The sequence below is a fragment of the Nocardiopsis alba genome (assembly GCF_000710955.1).
Lineage (GTDB): Bacteria > Actinomycetota > Actinomycetes > Streptosporangiales > Streptosporangiaceae > Nocardiopsis > Nocardiopsis alba.
Genome location: NZ_BAZE01000005.1, coordinates 217,765 through 236,717, shown reverse-complemented (window position 1 = coordinate 236,717; position 18,953 = coordinate 217,765). Strand labels below are relative to the sequence as shown.

Sequence of the window (18,953 nt, the reverse complement as noted above, 5' to 3'; positions counted from 1 at the left end):
GGTGCCGCGCGGGACCGTTCGCTCCCTGTGACCGCCGATACTTGAGAGACTGACCGTCCAGACCCACCCGTCCGACCATACGCAGGAGCAGCATGGACCCCGACCGCGTCCTGGAGGGACTGGACCCCGAACAGACCCAGGCGGCACGAGCGCTTCGTGGCCCCGTGTGCATCCTGGCGGGTGCCGGCACGGGCAAGACCCGGGCGATCACCCACCGGATCGCGCACGCCGTGGCCGGTGGGGTCGTCTCCGAACAGCAGGTCCTCGCGGTCACCTTCACCGCCCGGGCCGCGGGCGAGATGCGCGGCCGTCTCCGTTCGCTCGGCGCCCCCAAGGTGCAGGCCCGCACCTTCCACTCCGCGGCCCTGCGCCAGCTCGGCTTCTTCTGGGGGGAGGCCGTCGGCGGGGCCAAACCGAACCTGATCAAGAGCAAGGTCCAGGCCGTGGCCCGCGCCGCCCACTCGGTGGGCCAGCAGCCGGACCGGACCGGTCTGCGCGACCTCGCCGGGGAGATCGAGTGGTCGAAGGTCACCCAGGTACGGCCCAGTGACTACGACAAGGCCGTGGCCAAGGCCGGTCGCCAGTCACCGCTTCCCGAGGGAGAGGTCGCGCGGGTCTTCGAGGCCTACGAGGAGCTGTGCCGTGAGGAGCACCTCATCGACTTCGAGTCGGTCCTCGAACTCACCGCGGCGATGATCAACGAGAGCCCCAAGATCGCCCAGAGGGTCCGCGACCAGTACCGCTACTTCGTCGTCGACGAGTTCCAGGACGTCAACCCGCTCCAGAAGCTCCTCCTGGACGCCTGGCTGGGCGACCGCGACGACCTGTGCGTGGTCGGCGACCCCAGCCAGACCATCTACTCCTTCACCGGGGCCACCCCCGACTACCTGACAGGTTTCGGCGACCGCTACCCGCACGCCACCCTGGTGCGGCTGGTCCGCGACTACCGTTCGACCCCCCAGGTGGTGCGTGTGGCCAACCACGTCATCGCCCAGGCCAAGGGGGCGACCTCGGCGCACCACCTCACCCTCCGGGCCCAGCGGCCGGACGGGCCGGACCCGATCTACCAGGAGTACGACGACGAGCCTGCCGAGGCCACCGGTGTCGCCCGCAAGATCAGCGTCCTGTTGGAGGAGGGGGTGCCCGCCGGGGAGATCGCGGTGCTGATGCGCACCAACTCCCAGACGGCCGCCTATGAACAGGCCCTCGGCGACCAGGGCGTTCCCTTCACCGTGCGCGGCAGCGAGCGGTTCTTCGAACGCCCCGAGATCCGCGAGGCCGTGCACCTGCTGCGGGGGGCACGCCACGGCGCGGCCGACGGGGAGGACGAGCCCCTCGTCCGGACGGTGCGTCACCTGCTCGCCCCCCTCGGGCTGGTCGAGCAGGCCCCGGAGGGACGTCGGGCGCGGGAACGCTGGGAGTCGCTGTCGGCGCTGGCCCAGCTGGCGGAGGACGTCGCCGCCAAGGCCGGCTCCGCAGGGGGCAGGGCCACCATGGCCCACCTCGTCGACGAGATCGACATGCGCATGGCCACCGAACACGCGCCCGGTTTCGAGGGGGTCACCCTCGCCTCCCTGCACGCGGCCAAGGGCCTGGAGTGGGACGCGGTGTTCCTCGTCGGGCTCACCGAGGGCATGATGCCCATCATCTACGCCGAGACCGACGACCAGGTGGAGGAGGAGCGTCGGCTCTTCTACGTCGGGGTGACCCGGGCCCGCGAGCACCTGGTGATGTCCTGGTCCCTGGCCCGCTCTCCCGGTGGACGCAAGTCCCGCAAGCCCTCGCGCTTCCTCGACGGACTGCGCCCCGCCTCGCCCAGCACCCCGGGCCGCCGCGACCGGCGCAAGGGCGGTGTCGTGCGCTGCCGGGTGTGCTCCGACGCGCTCACCGACGCCGTCGAACGCAAGTTGGGTCGCTGCCTGGACTGCCCCTCCACCTACGACGAGGCGCTGCTGGAACGCCTGCGCGAATGGCGACGGCTGACCGCGCGGGATCAGAAGGTGCCCGCCTACGTGATCTTCACCGACGCGACCCTCCAGGCCATCGCCGAGCAGGAGCCGGGGAGCGTGTCCCGGCTGTCCGCCGTGTCCGGGGTCGGGTCGGTCAAACTGGATCGTTACGGTGAGGCGGTGCTCGCGCTTGTGGCGGGCCGCGACCCGGAGGAGACGGTCGCCGGTGACGGAGAGGAAGAGGATGAGTGAACGCGACGGTGACGGGCGCGTGGGTCAATCGCTGACCGAGCTGCTGAAGGTGCTCGACCTGGAACGGATCGAGGCCGACATCTTCCGCGGCAGCAGCCCGTCGGCCGGACCTCAGCGGGTCTTCGGCGGCCTGGTCGCGGGGCAGGCGCTGGTGGCGGCGGGACGGACGACGCCCGCCGAGCGCCACGTGCACTCTCTGCACGCCTACTTCATACGGCCGGGCGACCCGTCGGTGCCGATCGTCTACGAGGTCGACCGGGTCCGTGACGGGCGTTCCTTCACCACCCGCAGGGTCGTGGCCATTCAGCACGGCAAGCCGATCTTCACCCTGTCCGCCTCCTTCCACAAGGAGGAGCCGGGCCTGGACCACCAGATCCCCATGCCCGACGTTCCTCCGCCCGAGGAGCTGCTCAGCACCCGGGACCGGTTGCGCGAGGCGTTCGGCAAGGTGCCCAGCTTTGTCCATTGGCACCCCATCGAGACGCGGCCGGTGGGCGCGATGTCCTTCGAGGCCGAACGCGACCCCGAGCTGCGTACCGCCACCAACCCGGTGTGGTTCAAGGTCGACGGGAGGCTTCCCGACGACCGTCTCACCCAGGTGTGCCTGATGACCTATGCCTCCGACATGTCCCTGTTGGACACGGTCCTGTTGAGACACGGCCGCTCGTTCGCGGGCATCTCCATGGCCAGCCTCGACCACGCCATGTGGTTCCACCGCCCCTTCCGCGCCGACGAGTGGCTGCTGTACGCGCAGGAGTCCCCGACCGCGCAGGGGGCGCTGGGTCTGGCGCGGGGACTGGTCTACACGAGGGACGGCCGACTGGTCTGCTCGGTGGTGCAGGAGGGCCTGATCCGGGTCGTCGACGCCGAGGGCTGGACCTGATCGGATCCCATCTCGGAGAGAGCGACCGAAGGGGCCGCGGGCAACACCCGCGGCCCCTTCGGCATTCCCGTGAACTTCTGGCCGGATGCGGTCGTTTTCGCAGGTCAAAAATGGGTTGCCGTCTTTCTTGGGCGGCCGTAATGTGTACAGCGTCGTCATGACCGCTCTCGGTACGGGTGCAAGACCCCGTGCCCGACGTAGAAGGAGGTGTCCCATCTGATGAGCACGAAGAACGAGCAGTGCACCGGTTTCGCCGCTACCTGGCGTTCGCCCATGACTCACCTGATCGAGGGCACCGACCTGAGCGGTGGCGCCTTCGAGGGCGCCTTCACCGGCATCCGTATGCGCACCTTCGGTGGCGAGTCCGTCATCGGCGTCAGGCTGGCCAATGGATCCCAGCCCGCGCCGCAGGGGACCCGTGTGTCCGAAACCGGTGCCGTCATGGCTCTGCTGCGTGACGAGTCCGAGCTCGCCCTTGATCGCGGTGAGCACACCGGTGACGTCCACGCCTCGAGCGAAACCCCGCGCCTGTACGGCGCACTGGGGGAGTGTCCACGGAGGATTCCGGCCTAGAGGTCGGAAGTTCCACTCCGTGGCCGCGGACCCCAGCACAGGGGCCCGCGGCTTTCTTTGTATCTCCGTGAAGTACCTCCGTCCCCCGGGGACGGCGGAACGACGGCGACATCGCAAGTCCAGGTCCCTCACCGGACCGGTTCCGGTGACCGAACACCGACCGCGTTGTACGAACGATCAAAGATCTTGGAGGGCACCGATGCTTGCGTCGGTCCTGGTAACGCCCCAGCTGGGTGAGGTCGAAATCCCTTGCCGTCTCGAGCCGGACCTGTTCTTCGCGGAGGCTCCGGCCGACGTCGAGGCCGCGAAGGCGATCTGTGGTGACTGCCCCATCCGTGAACAGTGTCTGACGGACGCTCTCGAACGGCGTGAGCCGTGGGGCGTCTGGGGCGGGCAGCTGCTCGTCTCCGGCCAGGTGGTGGCGCGCAAGCGTCCTCGCGGCCGGCCCCGGAAGAACCCGGCCCCCGTCGCGGCCTGACCCGTCACCGAATCAACTCCCACACGAACCGAAGGACTCGAAGAACGATGATGCAGGAACTCATGCGCATGGTGGAACGGACCGAGGAAGAGCCCCGGGAGCGTCTGGCCAGAAGGCTCGGCGCCCGGCACCTGCGCGCCCGTCAGCGCGAGGAGCGTCGTGCGGAAGAGGCGATCATGGAAATCGCGTGGTCGAGGCTGTGTTGACGTCGAGAGACGGCCGACATGGCATCCGATAGCACCGGACGGCACCCGACACGGGGCCGTCCGGTCTCTTTTTCATAACCAAGAGAGGGTTCGGGGGGCCGTGTTCCGAGTGGAGGATGGTGCCTCGGAGCCACGAGAACCCCTCTGTTCTGGGGAGATCCGACCCGAGGAGGGCTCGCGCGGCTCGTGCGGACCACTCGAACAAAACGCTATCCCGGTGACATATCAGAACAGGGCACACCTGTTCGGAAACGCTTCCCTCGGCTACCGTAAAGTTCGTGCCCTCGAACACCAGAATCGAGGTACGGCGCAGTCCCCGTCGTCGACGTACGGTGTCGGCCTACCGTGACGGGGACACCACGGTCGTCCTCGTACCCGCGACGTTCTCCCGCGCAGAGGAAAAGCGCTGGGTGGATCAGATGCTGCGGAGACTGGAGGCACGCGAGGACCGCCGCCGCCCCGGCGACGGCGAACTCCACGAACGCGCCGTCGAACTGGCCCGACGCCACCTCGACGGGACCAGGTTGCCCGCCAGCGTCCGCTGGGTCGACAACCAGAACTCCCGCTGGGGCTCGTGCACCCCCGAGACCGGGGACATCCGCATCTCCCGCCGGATCGCGGGCATGCCCTCCTGGGTCGTCGACTACGTCCTCGTCCACGAACTCGCCCACCTGCACCACCCCAACCACGGTCGCGAGTTCTGGGAACTGGTACGTCGCTACCCCAAGGCCGACCGCGCACGCGGCTACCTCGAGGGGTACAGCGCGGGCAGCCGGTCCGAAGGGTGCGTCCACGACGACGAGGACGATCTGGAGACCGGCCGGAACACCCTGGAAGGGTGAGCCCCCTCAGAAGACGGGGTCAGCCCTCCAAGGCCGCCCGGGAACGACGCAGATCGGTGTGGACCCGCCAGAGCATGACCAGGCCCGCCAGCAGCAGCGCGCCGAACGCGGCGACGTAGTAGCCGGTCGCGGCACCCCACGAACCCGAGACCGCGGCCCGGCCCACGACCGCCACGATCAGCACCGCCAGAAGACCACAGGCCGCCCGTCCCACGAGGAACGAGCGGCGCACGTGTTCGAACCGGAGGCGGGCGGCCTCCGCCGCCCCGACCCGTCCGGCGCGCTCATCGAGCAGCAATCGCGCGAGAGCACGACGGGAACGCCGGACGAGCCAGGTGGTGACCAGGCCGCCGACCATGACGACGACGGTGATCAAGGACACGGATACTCCTCAGGGGCGTACCGGACCATGGTCCCGAACGGCCACCACGGCGGCGCGCACCAGGTCGCGCACGGAGTCGTCGGTGGGCTCGGGCGGAGAATCGACCGGGAACCACCCCAGGCCCGCCGACTCGTCCGGATCCCGTACCAGTACCGCGTCGTCGGGAGCCACCGCGGCGAACTGCACGTCCAGATGGACGCTGCCGCCGCCGCACGGCACCGTGTGCCGGTCCAGCCGCACCGGAGCGGGGAGCAACGTCAGACCGACGATCCCCGATTCCTCCGCGGCCTCACGAAGAGCCGCCTCGGCCAGGGTGGCGTCGTCGCTCTCGCAGTGACCACCGGTCTGCAACCACATCCGGTGGATCCGATGCAGTACCAACGCCACCCGGTCCCCGTCCGCGGAGATGATCGCGGTGCTCGCGGTCAGGTGCCCCGGCAGGCAGTCACGCCACATGGCGTCCTCATGGGCGTCCAGATGCTCCAGGTAGGAGACGCGCAGCGCCTCCTGGCCGGGGTCGGGGGCGGCCCAGGTGGTCAGTACCGCCCGGGCGTCCTCACGCAGGCTCACGCGCCGCCCTCGCCCCTGTCGTCCTTACGGCCGTCGTCCCCGCGGTCGTCCTCGTCCGCGCCGGAGTCGGACGGCCCCTCGGGGCCGGTCAACGAGGAGATGTCGAAGTCCGGGCCCTCGTCGGAGCCCCCGGCGACGAACGCCTCGGGATCGTCCAGGTCGGCGCCGGTGGGCATCAGGTCCGGGTGCTGCCATACGGCGTCCCGGCCCTCCACCCCACGGGCCTCCTCCAGGGCCTTCCAGAGCGCACCGGCCTCGCGCAGTCGGCGCGGCCGCAGCTCCAGACCGACCAGGGCGGCGAAGGTGTGCTCGGCGGGGCCGCCGGTGGCACGACGACGTCGCGTGGTCTCGGCGAGCGCCCCGGCGTGCGGAAGCCGCTCGGCCACGGCCGCCGAAACGACGGTCGCCACCCAGCCCTCGATCAGGGCGAGCGTGGTCTCCAGTCGGGTCAGGGCGGCCTTCTGCTGGGGGGTGTCCTCCGGCTGGAGCAGGCCCTCGGCCCCCATCCCGCCGGACATGACCTCCTGGAGCGCCTCCGGGTTGGTGAGGTCGATCTCACCGAGCCGGTCCTCCAGGCCGCTCACGTCGAACGACATCCCGGCCGCGTACTCCTCGACCAGACGGGACACGTGCGAACGCAGCCACGGAACGTGCGAGTAGAGGCGGTGCACGGCGGCCTCACGCGCCGCCAGGTACAGCCGCACCTCGTCGTCGGGGATCTCCAGACCCTCGCTGAAGCGGGCCACCCCCGAGGGCAGCAGGGCGGCGTTGCCCTCACCGGCCAGAGGCAGGCCGATGTCGGCGGTGCCGATCACCTCTTGCGCCAGGCCACCGATGGCCTGACCGGCCTGCTGACCGACCATCATGCCGCCCATCTGCTGGATCATCCCCAGCAGCGGGCCGGCCATGGTGGACATCTCCTCGGGCAGGTTCTGCCCCATGGCCTGGACGGTCTTGGCGGTCAACGGGTCGCACAGCTGCGCCCACGCGTCCATCGTCCGCTCGATCCATTCCGAGCGGCTCCAGGCCTGGGCCGTCTGCACCCCCGAAGGAAGGTCGGTAGCCTGGTCGAGCCACAGGTCGGCGAGGCGCAGCGCCTCCTCCACCCGGGCATAGTCGGCGGGCGGCACACTCGGGTCCCCTTGTTGGGACACCGCGTGCCGCGCGATGTTCTTGGCCATGTCCCAGTTGATGCCGGACGTCGAGGACGTCGCGCTCTCCCCGGGGGAACCGGGGGAGGGCTGGGACGACATCATGTCCGCGAAGCGGCGGAGCATGTCGGCCATCTGTTGCGGGTCGCCGAACGGGAAACCGTCCGGCGTTCCGGAGTCCCCCCCGCCCGGGCGGCCGCTGCCGGCACCCGAGCCGGAGTCGCCTGAACGGCGTCCGGACTCGTCATCGGGATCGTTCGGCATGCTGAAACCGAAAGGCAGGTCGCTCACAATCAGACCTCAGGCAGGATTAGGTTTGGTCTCCACTGTCACGTTAGCTGGGAGTCGCCCGGAGTGAATACCGAAAGCAGCCAGGTTCGCCCAGAGCACAGCCCTTCACGTGCGGCGGGACCGGTGGTCGGGGTCACCGGTGCCGCTTCCGGGATGGGCCGGCTCCTCGTGCAACGCCTGGCCACGCCGGAAGGTTCCATCCGGGCCCGTGAAGTGATCGCGATCGACGGGGAGTTCGCCGACCTGCGCGACGTCACCTGGCGCATCGCCGACGTCTGCGACCCCGCCCTGGTCTGGCGACTCGACGGGATCGATGTCCTCGTGCACACCGCCGACGACCGCTCCCTGGAGACCCGCCCCGCGCGTCGCAGACGCCACAACATCCTGGCCGCGCAGACCGTCCTGACCGCCGCTGCCGCCGCCGGGGTCCCCCGTGTGGTCCTGGTCACCAGCACGATGGTCTACGGGGCCGCACCGGACAACCCGGTGCCGCTGCCCGAGAACTCCACCCGGGTCTCGGACAACGGGGAGGGCCTCATGGGCGACTTCGCCGAGGTCGAGGAGCTGGCCGAACGCGCGCGCCGCGCCCACCCCGGCCTGACGGTGACCGTGGTGCGCCCCGCGCCCCTCGTCGGCCCGGACCTCGACACCCTCCTGAGCCGCCACTTCTCCGCGCCCCGGCTGCTCACCGTCAAGGGGCACGAACAGCACTGGCAGTTCTGCCACCAGGACGACCTGACCTCCGCCCTGGCCTTCTGCGCCCTGCACGGGGTGACCGGAAGCGACGGCGTGGTCGCCGTGGCCTCCGAAGGCTCCTTGAGCCAGAGCGAGGTCGAGGAGATCGCCGGGATGAAGCACTTCGAGGTCGCCGCCAACCTCGCCTTCGGAGCGGTCCGACGCCTGCACCAGGCCCGTATCACCCCGGCCGCCGCCGGCGAGATCAAGTTCCTCGTCTACCCGTGTGTGGTGGACTGCGCCTCCCTGCGCGAGGCCGGATGGAAACCCGAGCACGACAACGAGTCGGCGCTCGGGGTCCTGCTGGAATCCCGCGACGGCAAGCACGCGATCGCCGGACGCACCCTGGGACGCAAGGAGGTCACCATCACCGCCGCGGGGGCCGCCGGAGCCGCGGCCGCCGCGATCGGTACCGCCGCCGCCATCCGCCACCTGCGCAAACGCGGAAGATCCTGAGTCACCGCCCCGCGAGAGCGAGAGCTCGGAACGCGCGTGACGTCGTACCGGCGGCCGCGCACGCGACCGACCGATTGATACGGTTCACCTGTGGAAGAGATCACTCTCGCGGTAGTACGCGACACCCCTCTGTCCGTCGACGAGGTCCTGGCCGCGGTGGCCCACCCCCGGGCCGGCGGCACGGCGGTCTTCATCGGGACCGTGCGCGACCATGACCACGGACGGGACGTCTCCGCCCTGTCCTACTCCGCGCACCCGACCGTCGAGGCCCGCCTGCGCGAGGTCATGGAGAAGGTGCTGAGCGACACCTCCGTGGCCGGCCGCCCCGTCGTCCGGATGGCCGCCGCGCACCGGGTCGGCGACCTGCGGATCGGCGACCTCGCCGTGGTCGTCGCGGCCGCCGCCGAGCACCGCGAGGAGGCCTTCGCGGCCTGCCGTGGACTCATCGACGACCTCAAGGCCCAGGTGCCCATCTGGAAGAACCAGGCCTTCGAGGACGGCGCGACCGAATGGGTCGGATCTCCCTGATCCGGGACGTTCCGAGCCCCTGCACCGACGCCCCCGAGTCGGGGGTGGCCGATCACCGACGGTCCGGCGGGGGCTCTAAGGTGTGCACATGCTTCGTCGCGTCATGACCCTGGTCGCCGCACTCGCCCTGCTCGTCGGGCTCGGGTACGGCAGTCTCCTGCTGCCCATGCCCTACCTGGTCGCGGCTCCGGGCGTCACCCTCGACACCCTGGGAGAACAGGACGACGGAGAGCCGATCATCGGCGTCGACGGCGCCGAGAGCTACGAGCACGACGGCTCACTGTCCATGGTGACCGTCCAGTATGCCGGCGGACCCGACCACCGGCTCAACCTCTTCACCCTCGTCTCGGCCTGGATCTCGCCGAGTCAGGCGGTCCTGCCCGAGGAGCTGCTGTTCCCCGCCGGGCGTTCCCCGGAGGAGGTCAGCCAGAGGCAGACCGTCCAGATGAACGACTCCCAGACCGACGCGACCGCCGCCGCCCTCAACCAGCTCGACATCGACTACGAGGCGATCCCCCTCGTCGCCGACGCCGTCGAGGGGATGCCGGCCGAGGGCGTCGTCGAGCCCGGGGACCGCATCCTGGAGGTGGACGGCGAGACCGTCCCCACCAGTACCAGCGGCGGTGACCCGGAAGAGCTCGTCGGCAGCGCCTACGTCGTCGAACACGTGGGGGCCCGCGAGCCCGGCGATCCGGTCTCCCTCCTGCTGGACCGCGACGGCGACGAGCTCGAGGTCGAGCTCGACACGGTCGAGGGTGACGGCGACACCGCCGCCGTCGGCATCCTCATCGCCGACGACATGGACTTCCCCGTCGACATCGACATCTCCGTCGGCGAGATCGGCGGCCCCAGCGCCGGGATGATGTTCGCGCTCGGGATCATCGACCGCCTCAGCGAGGAGGGCCTCACCGGCGGCGCCCACGTCGCCGGCTCCGGCACCATCACCTCCGACGGCACCGTCGGCGGGATCAGCGGCATCCCGCAGAAGATGGTCAGCGCCAAGCGCGACGGCGCCGAATACTTCCTCGTGGCCGCCGACAGCTGCTCCCAGGTCGCCCAGTCCGCCGCCTACGGCGAGCTGGAGGTGGTGCGGGTGGAGACCCTCACCGACGCCGTGAACGCCCTGGAGACCATCCGTGACGGCGGCGACGACCTCCCCCGCTGCGAATAGCGGTGTTCGCTTCGGGGGTCAGCCGGCGCTTCGGGCACCCCTTGGAGTTGATGTAGGAGAACACGTACCGGTCGCACCCCCCCCCCGTGTCTGAGGTAGGAGGGCGTGTGGCCGTTACACCCTGCCGTGGTCAAGGCCCGAAAGTGTTTGCTTTGCGCCTCCGCTTCGCTTCGGCGCGTGTTCGGGCGCCAAGGGAGGCGGGAACCTTCGGCACCTACGGTGTGGCCACTCGTACCTCGCGACCCCACCTGCGGCACCTCCAGAACCCCGCCGGCGCCCGAACGGGCAACCCCCCGTGGCCGGGGTAGGAGATCGCGTGCCCTGACCTCAGGGGGTTGCTGTGGGAGACCGCGTGTACTACTCCTCCAGGTCGAGGGTGAGGGCGAGGGCGGAGGTCAGGGCCGGGATCAGGTCCGGGCCGTTGAGCACCTCGGACTCGCTGTCGTGACTGCGCATCCGCATCGCGCAGTGGCGGGAGCCGTCGCGCAGCACGCCGGCGACCATCCGGATCTCCTCGGTCTCCTTTCCTGAGAGCGCGGGGTCCTCGCCGGCGGCCAGGGTCTCGTCCGAGCCCTTCACCACCAGGCGCTCCATGACCAGCGCGCAGCCGGCCACCCCTTCGGGCCACAGGATGCGACCCAGGGCCTCCTCCAACGGGACGTCTCCGGGCAGCTCCTCCTGCTCCACCGGGGTCAGCTCGTCCGGGTCGGCGGGGGAGTCGATCCCCAGCAGACCGGCCAGAGCGGGCTCCGCTGTCAGCAGCTCCGAGGTCGGTACCAGGGCGTACAGCCCCAACGGTCGGTCCCACCCCTGTTCGGCGGCGTGGCGTTCCAGGTCCATGACGGCTTCGCGAATGTTCGACACGTTTCCATGGTGGCCGATGTGGGAACCTCGCCGCGCCCGTTCGCCGGCAGTAGGGTCGCGTGGGGGCCGTCCGTTTGCGACTCCGATACCCCAACGATGCAGCCTTGTCACCTGCCTATGGGGGATTTCGGGAACCCGGGGGCCACCGCATAAGTTTTCACCAATAAGGCGCCACACGCGCACCAGAACGCACCTAGCCAGAACGAGGGGGAGGCGTGAGCTTCCGATCGCCCGGCGCACCACCTGCGCGTATGCCTCGCCGATCAAGGTTGCTCGCGCCAGTCGCGGCGACCGTGGTCGTCATCATCGCGGGATTGATGCTCGCCGCGAACTTTTGGACCGACTACAAGTGGTTCAACGCCATCGGCTACACCTCGGTCTTCCTGACCGAGCTGTGGACCCGTGTCCTGCTGTTCGCCGTCGCCGCACTGGTGATGGCGGTCATCGTCGGCGCGAGCATCTTCTTCGCCTACAGGGCCCGGCCCGGTATCCGGCCGATGAGCCTGGAACAGCAGGGGCTGGACCGCTACCGCCAGTCCATCGACCCGCACCGCAAGCTCTTCTTCTGGATCGCGGTGGGCGCCCTGGCGCTCCTGTCCGGAGCCGCCGCGAGCGGTGACTGGCGCGTCTACCTCCAGTTCGTGAACAGCGTGGACTTCGGCGTCAACGACCCCGAGTTCGGCATCGACATCGCCTTCTTCGCGTTCACCTATCCGTTCCTGCGGATCCTGCTCGGCTACATGTACGCGGCGGTCATCCTGGCGTTCATCGCCGCGGTCATCGTCCACTACCTGTACGGCGGTGTGCGTCTCCAGAACGACAGCGGCCAGCGCGCCACCCCCGCGGCCCGAGTGCACCTGTCGGTGCTGCTGGGCCTCTTCGTGCTGCTGCGCGCCGGTTCCTACTGGCTCGACCGCTACGGACTGGTCTTCTCCAACCGCGGCTACACCTTCGGCGCCTCCTACACCGACGTCAACGCCGTCAAGACCGCGCTGACCATCCTCACCGTCATCTCGGTGATCTGCGCGCTCCTGTTCTTCGCCAACATCGTCTTCAAGAACACGATGATCCCGGTGGCCTCTCTCGGTCTGCTGGTGCTGTCCGCGGTGGTCGTCGGCGTGGCCTACCCCGAGATCGTCCAGCGCTTCCAGGTCAACCCGAACGAGCAGCGCCTGGAGAGCCCCTACATCGAGCGCAACATCGAGAGCACGCGCGAGGCGTACGGGATCGCCGACACCGAGGTGATCGACTACGACGCCACCACCGAGCTCACCCCTCAGGAGCTGGCGGCCGAGGCCGACACCATCCCCAGCGTGCGTCTGGCCGACCCGGCCGTGGTCTCGCAGACCTTCCAGCAGATGCAGCAGGTCCGAGGCTTCTACCAGTTCCCGGACGTGCTGGAGGTCGACCGCTATCCGGACGCCGACGGCAACCTGATCGACACGATCGTCGCCGTCCGCGAACTCGACGGTCCGCCCGCCGACCAGGACAACTGGCTCAACCGGCACCTGATCTACACCCACGGCTACGGCATGGTCGCCGCCGCGGGCAACCTGATCGACAACGAGGGCCGCCCGGTCTTCACCGAGTACAACATCCCGCCGCGTGGTGAGCTCAGCGACGTCGTGGGCGAGTACGAGCCGCGTATCTACTATGGTCGCGAGGGCGCCGACTACGTCATCGTCCAGGCCGAGGAGGAGTACGACCACCCCCTCGACCCCGAGGCCGAGGAGCCCGACGTCCCCACGCTCGAGGACGCCGTGGAATCCAGCCCGAGCCCGGACTCGGACGAGGCCCGCGCCCCGGCCGACGGCGCCGACGAGTCCCAGGACGCGGACGCCGAGGCCACCGAGGAGGGCGAGGACGGTGACACCGCCAGTGGCTCCCAGGCCTACAACCGTTACGACGGTGACGGCGGCGTGCCGCTGAACAACTTCTTCGACCGCATCCTGTTCGCGATCAAGTACCAGGAAACGAGCATCCTGCTCAACAGCGCGATCACGAGCGACTCGCGCATCCTCTACGAGCGCGACCCGCTGGACCGTGTCGAGAAGGTCGCCCCGTTCCTCACCGTCGACAGCCGCCCCTACCCGGCGGTGGTCGAGGGTCGTGTCGTGTGGATCGTCGACGGTTACACCACCTCCGACGGCTACCCGTACGCGAACCGCATCGACTTCACCCAGGCGGTGACCGACACCTTCACGGACGGTTCGGCCCAGCAGGTCGGCGCGCTGCCCGGCAACGAGGTCAACTACATCCGCAACTCGGTGAAGGCGACCGTCGACGCCTACGACGGCACCGTCACCCTGTACGGGTGGGACGAGAACGACCCGGTCCTCCAGACCTGGCAGGGCGCCTTCCCGGGCACGATCGTCGACCGGGACGAGATGAGCGACGAGCTCGTCCAGCACCTGCGCTACCCGGACGACCTGTTCAAGGTGCAGCGCGAGATCATGCGCGAGTACCACGTCACCGACGCCGCGTCCTACTACGGTGGTCAGGACTTCTGGACGGTCCCCAACGACCCGACCCAGGAGGGGGAGGTCTCCGAGCCGCCCTACCGCCAGACCATCAACTTCCCGGGCGCCGAGGAGCCGAGCTTCTCGCTGACCACCACGTTCGTGCCGCGTAACCGTGAGAACCTGGCCGCGTTCATGGCGGTGGACAGCAACCCCGAGTCGGACGAGTACGGCAAGCTCAAACTGCTGGAACTGCCTCGAAGCACGGTGATCTTCGGTCCCGGCCAGGTGCAGAACGCCTTCGACTCCGACGCCGACGTGCGCGAGGTGCTGCTCCCGCTGGAGCAGTCCAACGCCGAGGTGACACGAGGCAACCTGCTGACCCTGCCGTTCGCCGGCGGTCTGCTCTACGTGGAGCCCCTCTACGTTCAGGCCGGTGGCGGCGGAGCCGCGTCCTTCCCGCTGCTCCAGCAGGTCATGGTCGGCTTCGGTGAGGAGGTCGCGATCGGCAGCAACCTCCAGGACGCCCTGAACAACCTGTTCGAGGGCGGCGAGGGTCCGCTTCCGGACCCGGACGAGGGCTCCGAGGAGTCCACCGGGGACGACGAGACCTCCGAGGCGGGCTCCGAACCCTCGGACCTCACCGACGCCCTCAACGAGGCCGTCGAGGCCTGGGAGGAGGCCCAGAACGCCAACGAGGAGGCCAACGAGCGTCTGCGCGACGCTCTGGAGGCCCTCGAGGAGGCCGCGGGCGAGAACTAGTCCTCGCCCCTTCGGGGTGAGGTCGTGACGCGGGGCGGGATCCGGACGGGTCCCGCCCCGCTCTCGTGTCCGGGGTGTCCGGCGTCTCCGACCGTCGATTTGGCGTTCACCCCGTGGGCACGCTAACGTAGTGAACACAACGACGCGGGGTGGAGCAGTTCGGTAGCTCGCTGGGCTCATAACCCAGAGGTCGCAGGTTCAAATCCTGTCCCCGCTACCAGGTTCGGGCCCGGGAGAAATCCCGGGTACGGTACTTTTCCCGACTTTTCACCCCGGTGAAAATCGGAAATGTCCTTCCGGGGTTTTCCACACGGTGGGATGAGGGTCGAGATCGAGTGATCGATCGAGGTCGGGTGGGTTCTCCATCGGTTCGGCGGAAGTCGGAACGGATTTGCCACCCGAGAGTGAATGCCCTAAAGTGGAGAACACAACGACGCGGGGTGGAGCAGTTCGGTAGCTCGCTGGGCTCATAACCCAGAGGTCGCAGGTTCAAATCCTGTCCCCGCTACCAGGAAAAGCGCCGGTCGGAGAAATCCGACCGGCGCTTTCTCGTGCGCGGATACCTCGAATCCGAGGGGGACCGCGGATCCCGTGCGGCCCGGAGGGTCGGGTCGCACGGGATCACGCTCAGCGGGTGCGGCCCTCCACCAGTTCGACGATACGGTCGGCCCGCTCGGCCACCTTCGGGTCGTGGGTCACCACGACCACGGCGGCGTCGTGGTCCCGCGCCTGCTCGATCAGCTGGTCCATGATCATGGTGCTGCTGGCGGCGTCCAGAGCACCCGTGGGCTCGTCGGCGAGGATCAGGGCGGGGTCACGACTCAACGCGCGCGCCAAGGCCACACGCTGCTGCTCACCGCCGGAGAGCTGGTGCGGCTGAGAGTGCAGCCGGTGACCCAGCCCCACCGACTCCAGCAGCTCCTTGGCGCGGGCCCGACGACGCAGTAGCGGCACCCCGGAGAGCACCATCGGCACCCCCACGTTGGACAGCGCGGTCCGCCGCTCCAACAGATGGAACTGCTGGAAGACGAAGCCGATCCCGTCACCGCGCAACCGCGACCTCGATCCCTCGCGCAGGCCGGTGGTGTCCACCCCGTCGAAGACGTAGGACCCGCCGCTGGGCCGGTCGAGCAGACCCAGCACGTTCAGCAGCGTGGACTTGCCCGACCCGGACTGCCCGATGATCGCGACGACCTCGCCGCGGGCGACGTCGAAGGTGCAGTCGTGCAGCACGTCGATGCGTTCGCCCGACACCATGAAGTGCCGGGTCAGCCCCTCCACCCGGAGCAGCGGAGAGGCGGGTGAACGCACCGGGGTGGGGAGCAGGTGGGGAGCCTCGAACGACATCTAGCTCTCCTCCGCGATTTCCGGGTCCTCGAAGTCCTCATCGAACTCCTCGTCGAACTCGTCCATGGGCTCCTCGGGGATGTCGAAACGCGGGTCGAGCGGGATCGGGTCCATGACCTTCTCGCCCACGCTCAGACCTTCGGTGACCTCCAGGAAGTTCCCATCGGACAGACCCAGGGAGATCTCACGGACCTCCTCGGAGCCGTCGTCGCCGATCACGATGACCTCGCCCGACTCGGAGTTGCCGCGCACGGCGGTCACCGGGATCACGATGACGTTCTCGGCCTCGCCGGTGCTCACCGACAGCTTGCCCTGCACACCGTCGAAGACGGTCAGGTCGGAGGGGACCCGGCAGGACAGCTCGGAGCCGCCGCCCTCGCCGCCGCCGGTCTCGTCGTCCCCCTCGGAGGAGGAGTCGTTCCCGGCACCGAGCCCGATGAACTCGCATTCCGCGGCGGGCGGACCCTTGTCGATCTTGAGCATGATCTCGCCCGGGTCGTCGTAGAACCGGTAGAGGTCGTTGGCCGGGACCTGGGCCACCGCCTGGAACTTCCCGCTGGAGACCGTGGCTACCGTGGCCCCGGGCTCCAGCACGTCACCGACCAGGACGTCGTCCAGACCGGACAGGGTGCCGCTCGCGGGCGCGTACAACGTCACCTCACGAGTGGCCGGGGCGTCCTCCTCCCCGTCTTCACCCTCGACGGCCCCGCCCTCGGCGGGCAGGGAGACGTTGACGACCGGAGCGCCCTTGTCCACGCTCGCGCCGTCGTTCAACCACAGATGGGTGACGGTCCCGCCCTGACGGGCCCGGACCTTCTCCCCGGATTCGGCGCGGACGATGGCGTCCAGCACCAGTACGGAGCTGACCGTCCCCAACTCGACCTCGACCGGCTCTCCGCTCACGTCGGAGGCGGTCCCGATGAAGTCCTCGTCCGAGGGGTCGGCTCCGGACCGCGACAGCAGGAGGTAGCCCGAGCCGACCAGTCCCAGCAAGAGGACGGTGACGGCGCCGACGATGATCCACTTCTTCACTTGTTCTCCTATTCCCGCAGCCCTGCGACGACGGACGCGCGCAGCGCCCGGATCGCGGGGATGATCCCGGCCAAGAGCCCGACGAAGGCGGCGCTGCCCAGACCGACCAGTACGGCCGACGGCGGCACCACCATGGCGATATCGGGGGGCAGCGCGACGAAGTTCCCGATGACGGCCCCCGCGACGGCCACCAGGGCGAACGACAGGAGCAGGGCGATGAGCCCGGCCACCACGGCCACCACGACGGCCTCCATGACCACCGCCACGAACAGGGTGAACCGGCTCGCGCCCAAGGCGCGGTAGGTCGCCAGTTCGCGCCGTCGTTCCCGGACGGTGACCAGCCCGACGTTGAGGACGCCGAGCAGGCCGGTGGTGAGGGTGATGGCGGCGATACCGATCAGACCCCACGACATGATGTCGATGAGCTCCTGGGTCTGCTCCGCGTAGTCGGCCCGATAGATCATGAGGTCGGGGCGGCCGTCGGCGCTCCACCGCCACTTCGCCGACGACAGACGCTCGGTGAACTCCTCACCGTTGTCCATGTCCTCGGCGGCGCTGTCGGCGGGGTCGAGGAGGGCGACGTGGGTGACCCCCAGCTCGCTCTCGCCCGGTGACATGCCGCCGGCCTCGGCGTCCCAGGTGGGGCCGAAGATCATCTCCTCGGTGATCGGGGAACGCAGCAGGTAGGCGCTGTACCAGTCCCCGTCGAAGGCCGACCCTTGAGAGACGCCGACCACACGCACGTCGATCCAGCGGTCGGTGCCCATCTGGATCTCGGTGCTGTCGCCGATGATGTCCCCGAGCGCCTGGTTCACGACCAGGACCGGAGCCTGGGAGCCCAGGTCGGCCTCGGTGAACCAACGCCCCTGGAGGATGTTGATCCGGCGGATCTCGGCCATGGACACGTCCACGGCCGTGAGGTCGACGTAGTCGAGGGTCTCGTCGCCGTTCCGGAAGACGGCGCTCTGCGCGGGCATCTGGGAGAGCGAGACCTTCTCGGCCCCGGCGCGCGCGATGTCCTCCTCGTAGGCGGCCATGTCGGTGACCGCCGAGAAGGACGTCACCTGCATGGTGGCGGCTCGCCCCGCGTTGGCCTCGCTCTCGGCGGTGGCGTAGCGCTGCCCGAGGTCGCCGGCGGTGACCACGATGATCAGAGCGCCGACACCGACGACGATCCCCGCGCAGGACAGGATGGTCCGGGCCACGTTGGCCCGGGAACCGGCGAAGGCCAGCAGGATCCCGGCGGTGAGGGAACGCAGCATTGGGCCCCTTCCCGTGTGTGTCTGTAGGACCCGGCGCGGCTTCGGCGGCGCCGGGGTGGCCCACGAAGGCGGGCTGACAACAGACCCATCGCGGGACCGAGGGGTTTCGGTTCACTCTGGGAGGATTTTTCTACAGGACCGTTCGAAAGTCCCTTACGCCACGCACGTATCCGAAGGGGTGAGGGCGGGAACGGTGCTCAGTCGACCTCGAAACCGTCGCAGGTGATACGGGCCCCCTCTGCCGCGTCGGACCAGATCACCGTGTACACGCCGCTCCGGAGCGGGTCGGCGTCGAAGTCGTCGGGGTAGACCAGTCCGGTCCACTCGTCGGAGGCGAGCTCGGCCTCGGCGGTCGCGGTTCCGCCCTCCGGGTCGGTGACGGTGGCGAAGACCGTGCCGGAACGCTCGTGGTCGGCGTCGATCAGCCCCAGTTCGACCGAGGCCTCGTCCACGACGGTCTCCCGGGGAGCGTGGCTGCGCCAGAGACCGGGGACCTCGGGGTCGACGGCCGGATCGCAGGAGAAACCGTCCGGTTCGAAGTGGGCCTCGGCCACCCCGAGGCCCGGCATCCGTGTGTCGGCGGAGTCGCGTACGGACTCGGCGATCATCTCGCTGAGTTCCATGGGGCTCTTGCCGTGGCCCTCCGCGCAGGCGGTGGTGGCCAGGAGGAGGGCCGCTCCGCAGAGCACGACCGTACGTGGGAGACGGGTTGTCGTGGTCAGCACACAGCGCACATTACTACTCGACGTGTTCTTTCGAG

The 18,953-nt window shown here is 69.3% G+C and carries 18 protein-coding genes and 2 tRNA genes; 12 read left to right on the top strand and 8 right to left on the bottom strand.

Features of this window, described 5'->3' with window-relative positions; translation table 11 throughout:
* Window positions 1–92 precede the first annotated feature (92 nt).
* The 6 genes from TR33_RS11650 to TR33_RS11630 all read left to right on the top strand — a co-directional run bounded on the left by TR33_RS11650 (window position 93) and on the right by TR33_RS11630 (window position 5,183).
* Window positions 93–2,201: an ATP-dependent DNA helicase UvrD2 gene (locus tag TR33_RS11650; RefSeq protein WP_014913426.1), complete on the top strand. Its 2,109-nt coding sequence runs from the start codon at window positions 93–95 to the stop codon at window positions 2,199–2,201.
* Window positions 2,194–3,084, top strand: coding sequence for an acyl-CoA thioesterase (locus tag TR33_RS11645; protein WP_017533485.1), 891 nt, complete (start codon window positions 2,194–2,196; stop codon window positions 3,082–3,084). Before TR33_RS11650 ends, TR33_RS11645 begins: the two co-directional genes overlap by 8 nt.
* Before the next feature lie 219 nt (window positions 3,085–3,303).
* Complete coding sequence (locus tag TR33_RS11640; RefSeq protein ID WP_036567764.1) at window positions 3,304–3,657, top strand: hypothetical protein; 354 nt, start codon at window positions 3,304–3,306, stop codon at window positions 3,655–3,657.
* Window positions 3,658–3,856: 199 nt separating this feature from the next.
* Window positions 3,857–4,135 carry a WhiB family transcriptional regulator gene (locus TR33_RS11635; protein ID WP_014909219.1) on the top strand — a complete coding sequence of 93 codons (279 nt, stop codon included), beginning with the start codon at window positions 3,857–3,859 and terminating at the stop codon, window positions 4,133–4,135.
* Between the two features lie 47 nt (window positions 4,136–4,182).
* Window positions 4,183–4,341 (top strand): hypothetical protein, encoded by a 159-nt coding sequence (locus TR33_RS26880; protein ID WP_017533487.1) that lies wholly within the window; start codon window positions 4,183–4,185, stop codon window positions 4,339–4,341.
* A 278-nt stretch (window positions 4,342–4,619) separates the two neighbouring features.
* Window positions 4,620–5,183: a M48 metallopeptidase family protein gene (locus tag TR33_RS11630; RefSeq protein ID WP_014908245.1), complete on the top strand. Its 564-nt coding sequence runs from the start codon at window positions 4,620–4,622 to the stop codon at window positions 5,181–5,183.
* 19 nt (window positions 5,184–5,202) lie between these two features.
* On the opposite strand, the gene TR33_RS11625 is transcribed toward TR33_RS11630, so the two are convergent.
* From TR33_RS11625 to TR33_RS11615, 3 genes are read right to left on the bottom strand one after another with little or no spacing between them, the layout of a single operon-like run.
* Window positions 5,203–5,565, bottom strand: a complete 363-nt coding sequence (locus TR33_RS11625) for a hypothetical protein (protein WP_014912705.1) — start codon at window positions 5,563–5,565, stop codon at window positions 5,203–5,205.
* A gap of 9 nt (window positions 5,566–5,574) precedes the next feature.
* A complete protein-coding gene (locus TR33_RS11620) occupies window positions 5,575–6,135 on the bottom strand; it encodes an NUDIX domain-containing protein (protein WP_042283096.1) in 561 nt (186 codons plus the stop codon).
* On the bottom strand, window positions 6,132–7,577 hold the full coding sequence (locus tag TR33_RS11615) for a zinc-dependent metalloprotease (RefSeq protein WP_014912046.1): 1,446 nt from the start codon (window positions 7,575–7,577) through the stop codon (window positions 6,132–6,134). The genes TR33_RS11620 and TR33_RS11615 overlap by 4 nt, the downstream gene beginning before the upstream one ends.
* 123 nt (window positions 7,578–7,700) lie before the next feature.
* On the opposite strand from TR33_RS11615, the gene TR33_RS11610 reads away from it, so the two are divergent.
* From TR33_RS11610 to TR33_RS11600, 3 genes are all read left to right on the top strand, one after another.
* Window positions 7,701–8,768 (top strand): NAD-dependent epimerase/dehydratase family protein, encoded by a 1,068-nt coding sequence (locus TR33_RS11610; RefSeq protein WP_017533489.1) that lies wholly within the window; start codon window positions 7,701–7,703, stop codon window positions 8,766–8,768.
* Window positions 8,769–8,858: 90 nt separating this feature from the next.
* Window positions 8,859–9,296, top strand: a complete 438-nt coding sequence (locus TR33_RS11605) for a molybdenum cofactor biosynthesis protein MoaE (protein ID WP_042283095.1) — start codon at window positions 8,859–8,861, stop codon at window positions 9,294–9,296.
* Between the two features lie 103 nt (window positions 9,297–9,399).
* Entirely contained in the window at window positions 9,400–10,467 is a 1,068-nt protein-coding gene (locus TR33_RS11600) for a YlbL family protein (protein WP_026124809.1), read from the top strand.
* 357 nt (window positions 10,468–10,824) lie between these two features.
* On the opposite strand, the gene TR33_RS11595 is transcribed toward TR33_RS11600, so the two are convergent.
* A complete protein-coding gene (locus TR33_RS11595; RefSeq protein ID WP_234305828.1) occupies window positions 10,825–11,331 on the bottom strand; it encodes a PPA1309 family protein in 507 nt (168 codons plus the stop codon).
* 293 nt (window positions 11,332–11,624) lie between these two features.
* Here TR33_RS11595 and TR33_RS11590 point away from each other — a divergent pair, with 293 nt between their 5' ends.
* From TR33_RS11590 to TR33_RS11580, 3 genes are all read left to right on the top strand, one after another.
* On the top strand, window positions 11,625–14,552 hold the full coding sequence (locus TR33_RS11590) for a UPF0182 family membrane protein (protein WP_017533490.1): 2,928 nt from the start codon (window positions 11,625–11,627) through the stop codon (window positions 14,550–14,552).
* A 143-nt stretch (window positions 14,553–14,695) separates the two neighbouring features.
* Window positions 14,696–14,772 (top strand) — tRNA-Met (locus TR33_RS11585).
* 214 nt (window positions 14,773–14,986) lie between these two features.
* Window positions 14,987–15,063: transfer RNA gene (locus TR33_RS11580), tRNA-Met, on the top strand.
* A gap of 116 nt (window positions 15,064–15,179) precedes the next feature.
* Here TR33_RS11580 and TR33_RS11575 read toward each other — a convergent pair.
* From TR33_RS11575 to TR33_RS11560, 4 genes are all read right to left on the bottom strand, one after another.
* Window positions 15,180–15,899 carry an ABC transporter ATP-binding protein gene (locus TR33_RS11575; RefSeq protein ID WP_014912314.1) on the bottom strand — a complete coding sequence of 240 codons (720 nt, stop codon included), beginning with the start codon at window positions 15,897–15,899 and terminating at the stop codon, window positions 15,180–15,182.
* Window positions 15,900–16,931: a permuted SH3 domain-containing protein gene (locus tag TR33_RS11570; RefSeq protein ID WP_014912586.1), complete on the bottom strand. Its 1,032-nt coding sequence runs from the start codon at window positions 16,929–16,931 to the stop codon at window positions 15,900–15,902.
* Window positions 16,932–16,939: 8 nt separating this feature from the next.
* Entirely contained in the window at window positions 16,940–18,193 is a 1,254-nt protein-coding gene (locus TR33_RS11565; protein ID WP_014913569.1) for an ABC transporter permease, read from the bottom strand.
* 197 nt (window positions 18,194–18,390) lie between these two features.
* The gene (locus tag TR33_RS11560) at window positions 18,391–18,918 is read right to left on the bottom strand and encodes a hypothetical protein (RefSeq protein WP_042283093.1); all 528 of its coding nucleotides are present in this window, start codon (window positions 18,916–18,918) and stop codon (window positions 18,391–18,393) included.
* Between the last annotated feature and the right edge of the window lie 35 nt (window positions 18,919–18,953).

What these genes read in the sequence shown, in the direction of transcription:
- TR33_RS11600 (WP_026124809.1), top strand. Translation starts at nt 9,400, where the DNA reads ATGACCCTGGTCGCCGCACTCGCCCTGCTCGTCGGGCTCGGGTACGGC.
- TR33_RS11635 (WP_014909219.1), top strand. Translation starts at nt 3,857, where the DNA reads ATGCTTGCGTCGGTCCTGGTAACGCCCCAGCTGGGTGAGGTCGAAATC.
- TR33_RS11575 (WP_014912314.1), bottom strand. Translation starts at nt 15,899, where the DNA reads ATGTCGTTCGAGGCTCCCCACCTGCTCCCCACCCCGGTGCGTTCACCC.
- TR33_RS11650 (WP_014913426.1), top strand. Translation starts at nt 93, where the DNA reads ATGGACCCCGACCGCGTCCTGGAGGGACTGGACCCCGAACAGACCCAG.
- TR33_RS11645 (WP_017533485.1), top strand. Translation starts at nt 2,194, where the DNA reads ATGAGTGAACGCGACGGTGACGGGCGCGTGGGTCAATCGCTGACCGAG.
- TR33_RS11640 (WP_036567764.1), top strand. Translation starts at nt 3,304, where the DNA reads ATGAGCACGAAGAACGAGCAGTGCACCGGTTTCGCCGCTACCTGGCGT.
- TR33_RS26880 (WP_017533487.1), top strand. Translation starts at nt 4,183, where the DNA reads ATGATGCAGGAACTCATGCGCATGGTGGAACGGACCGAGGAAGAGCCC.
- TR33_RS11565 (WP_014913569.1), bottom strand. Translation starts at nt 18,193, where the DNA reads ATGCTGCGTTCCCTCACCGCCGGGATCCTGCTGGCCTTCGCCGGTTCC.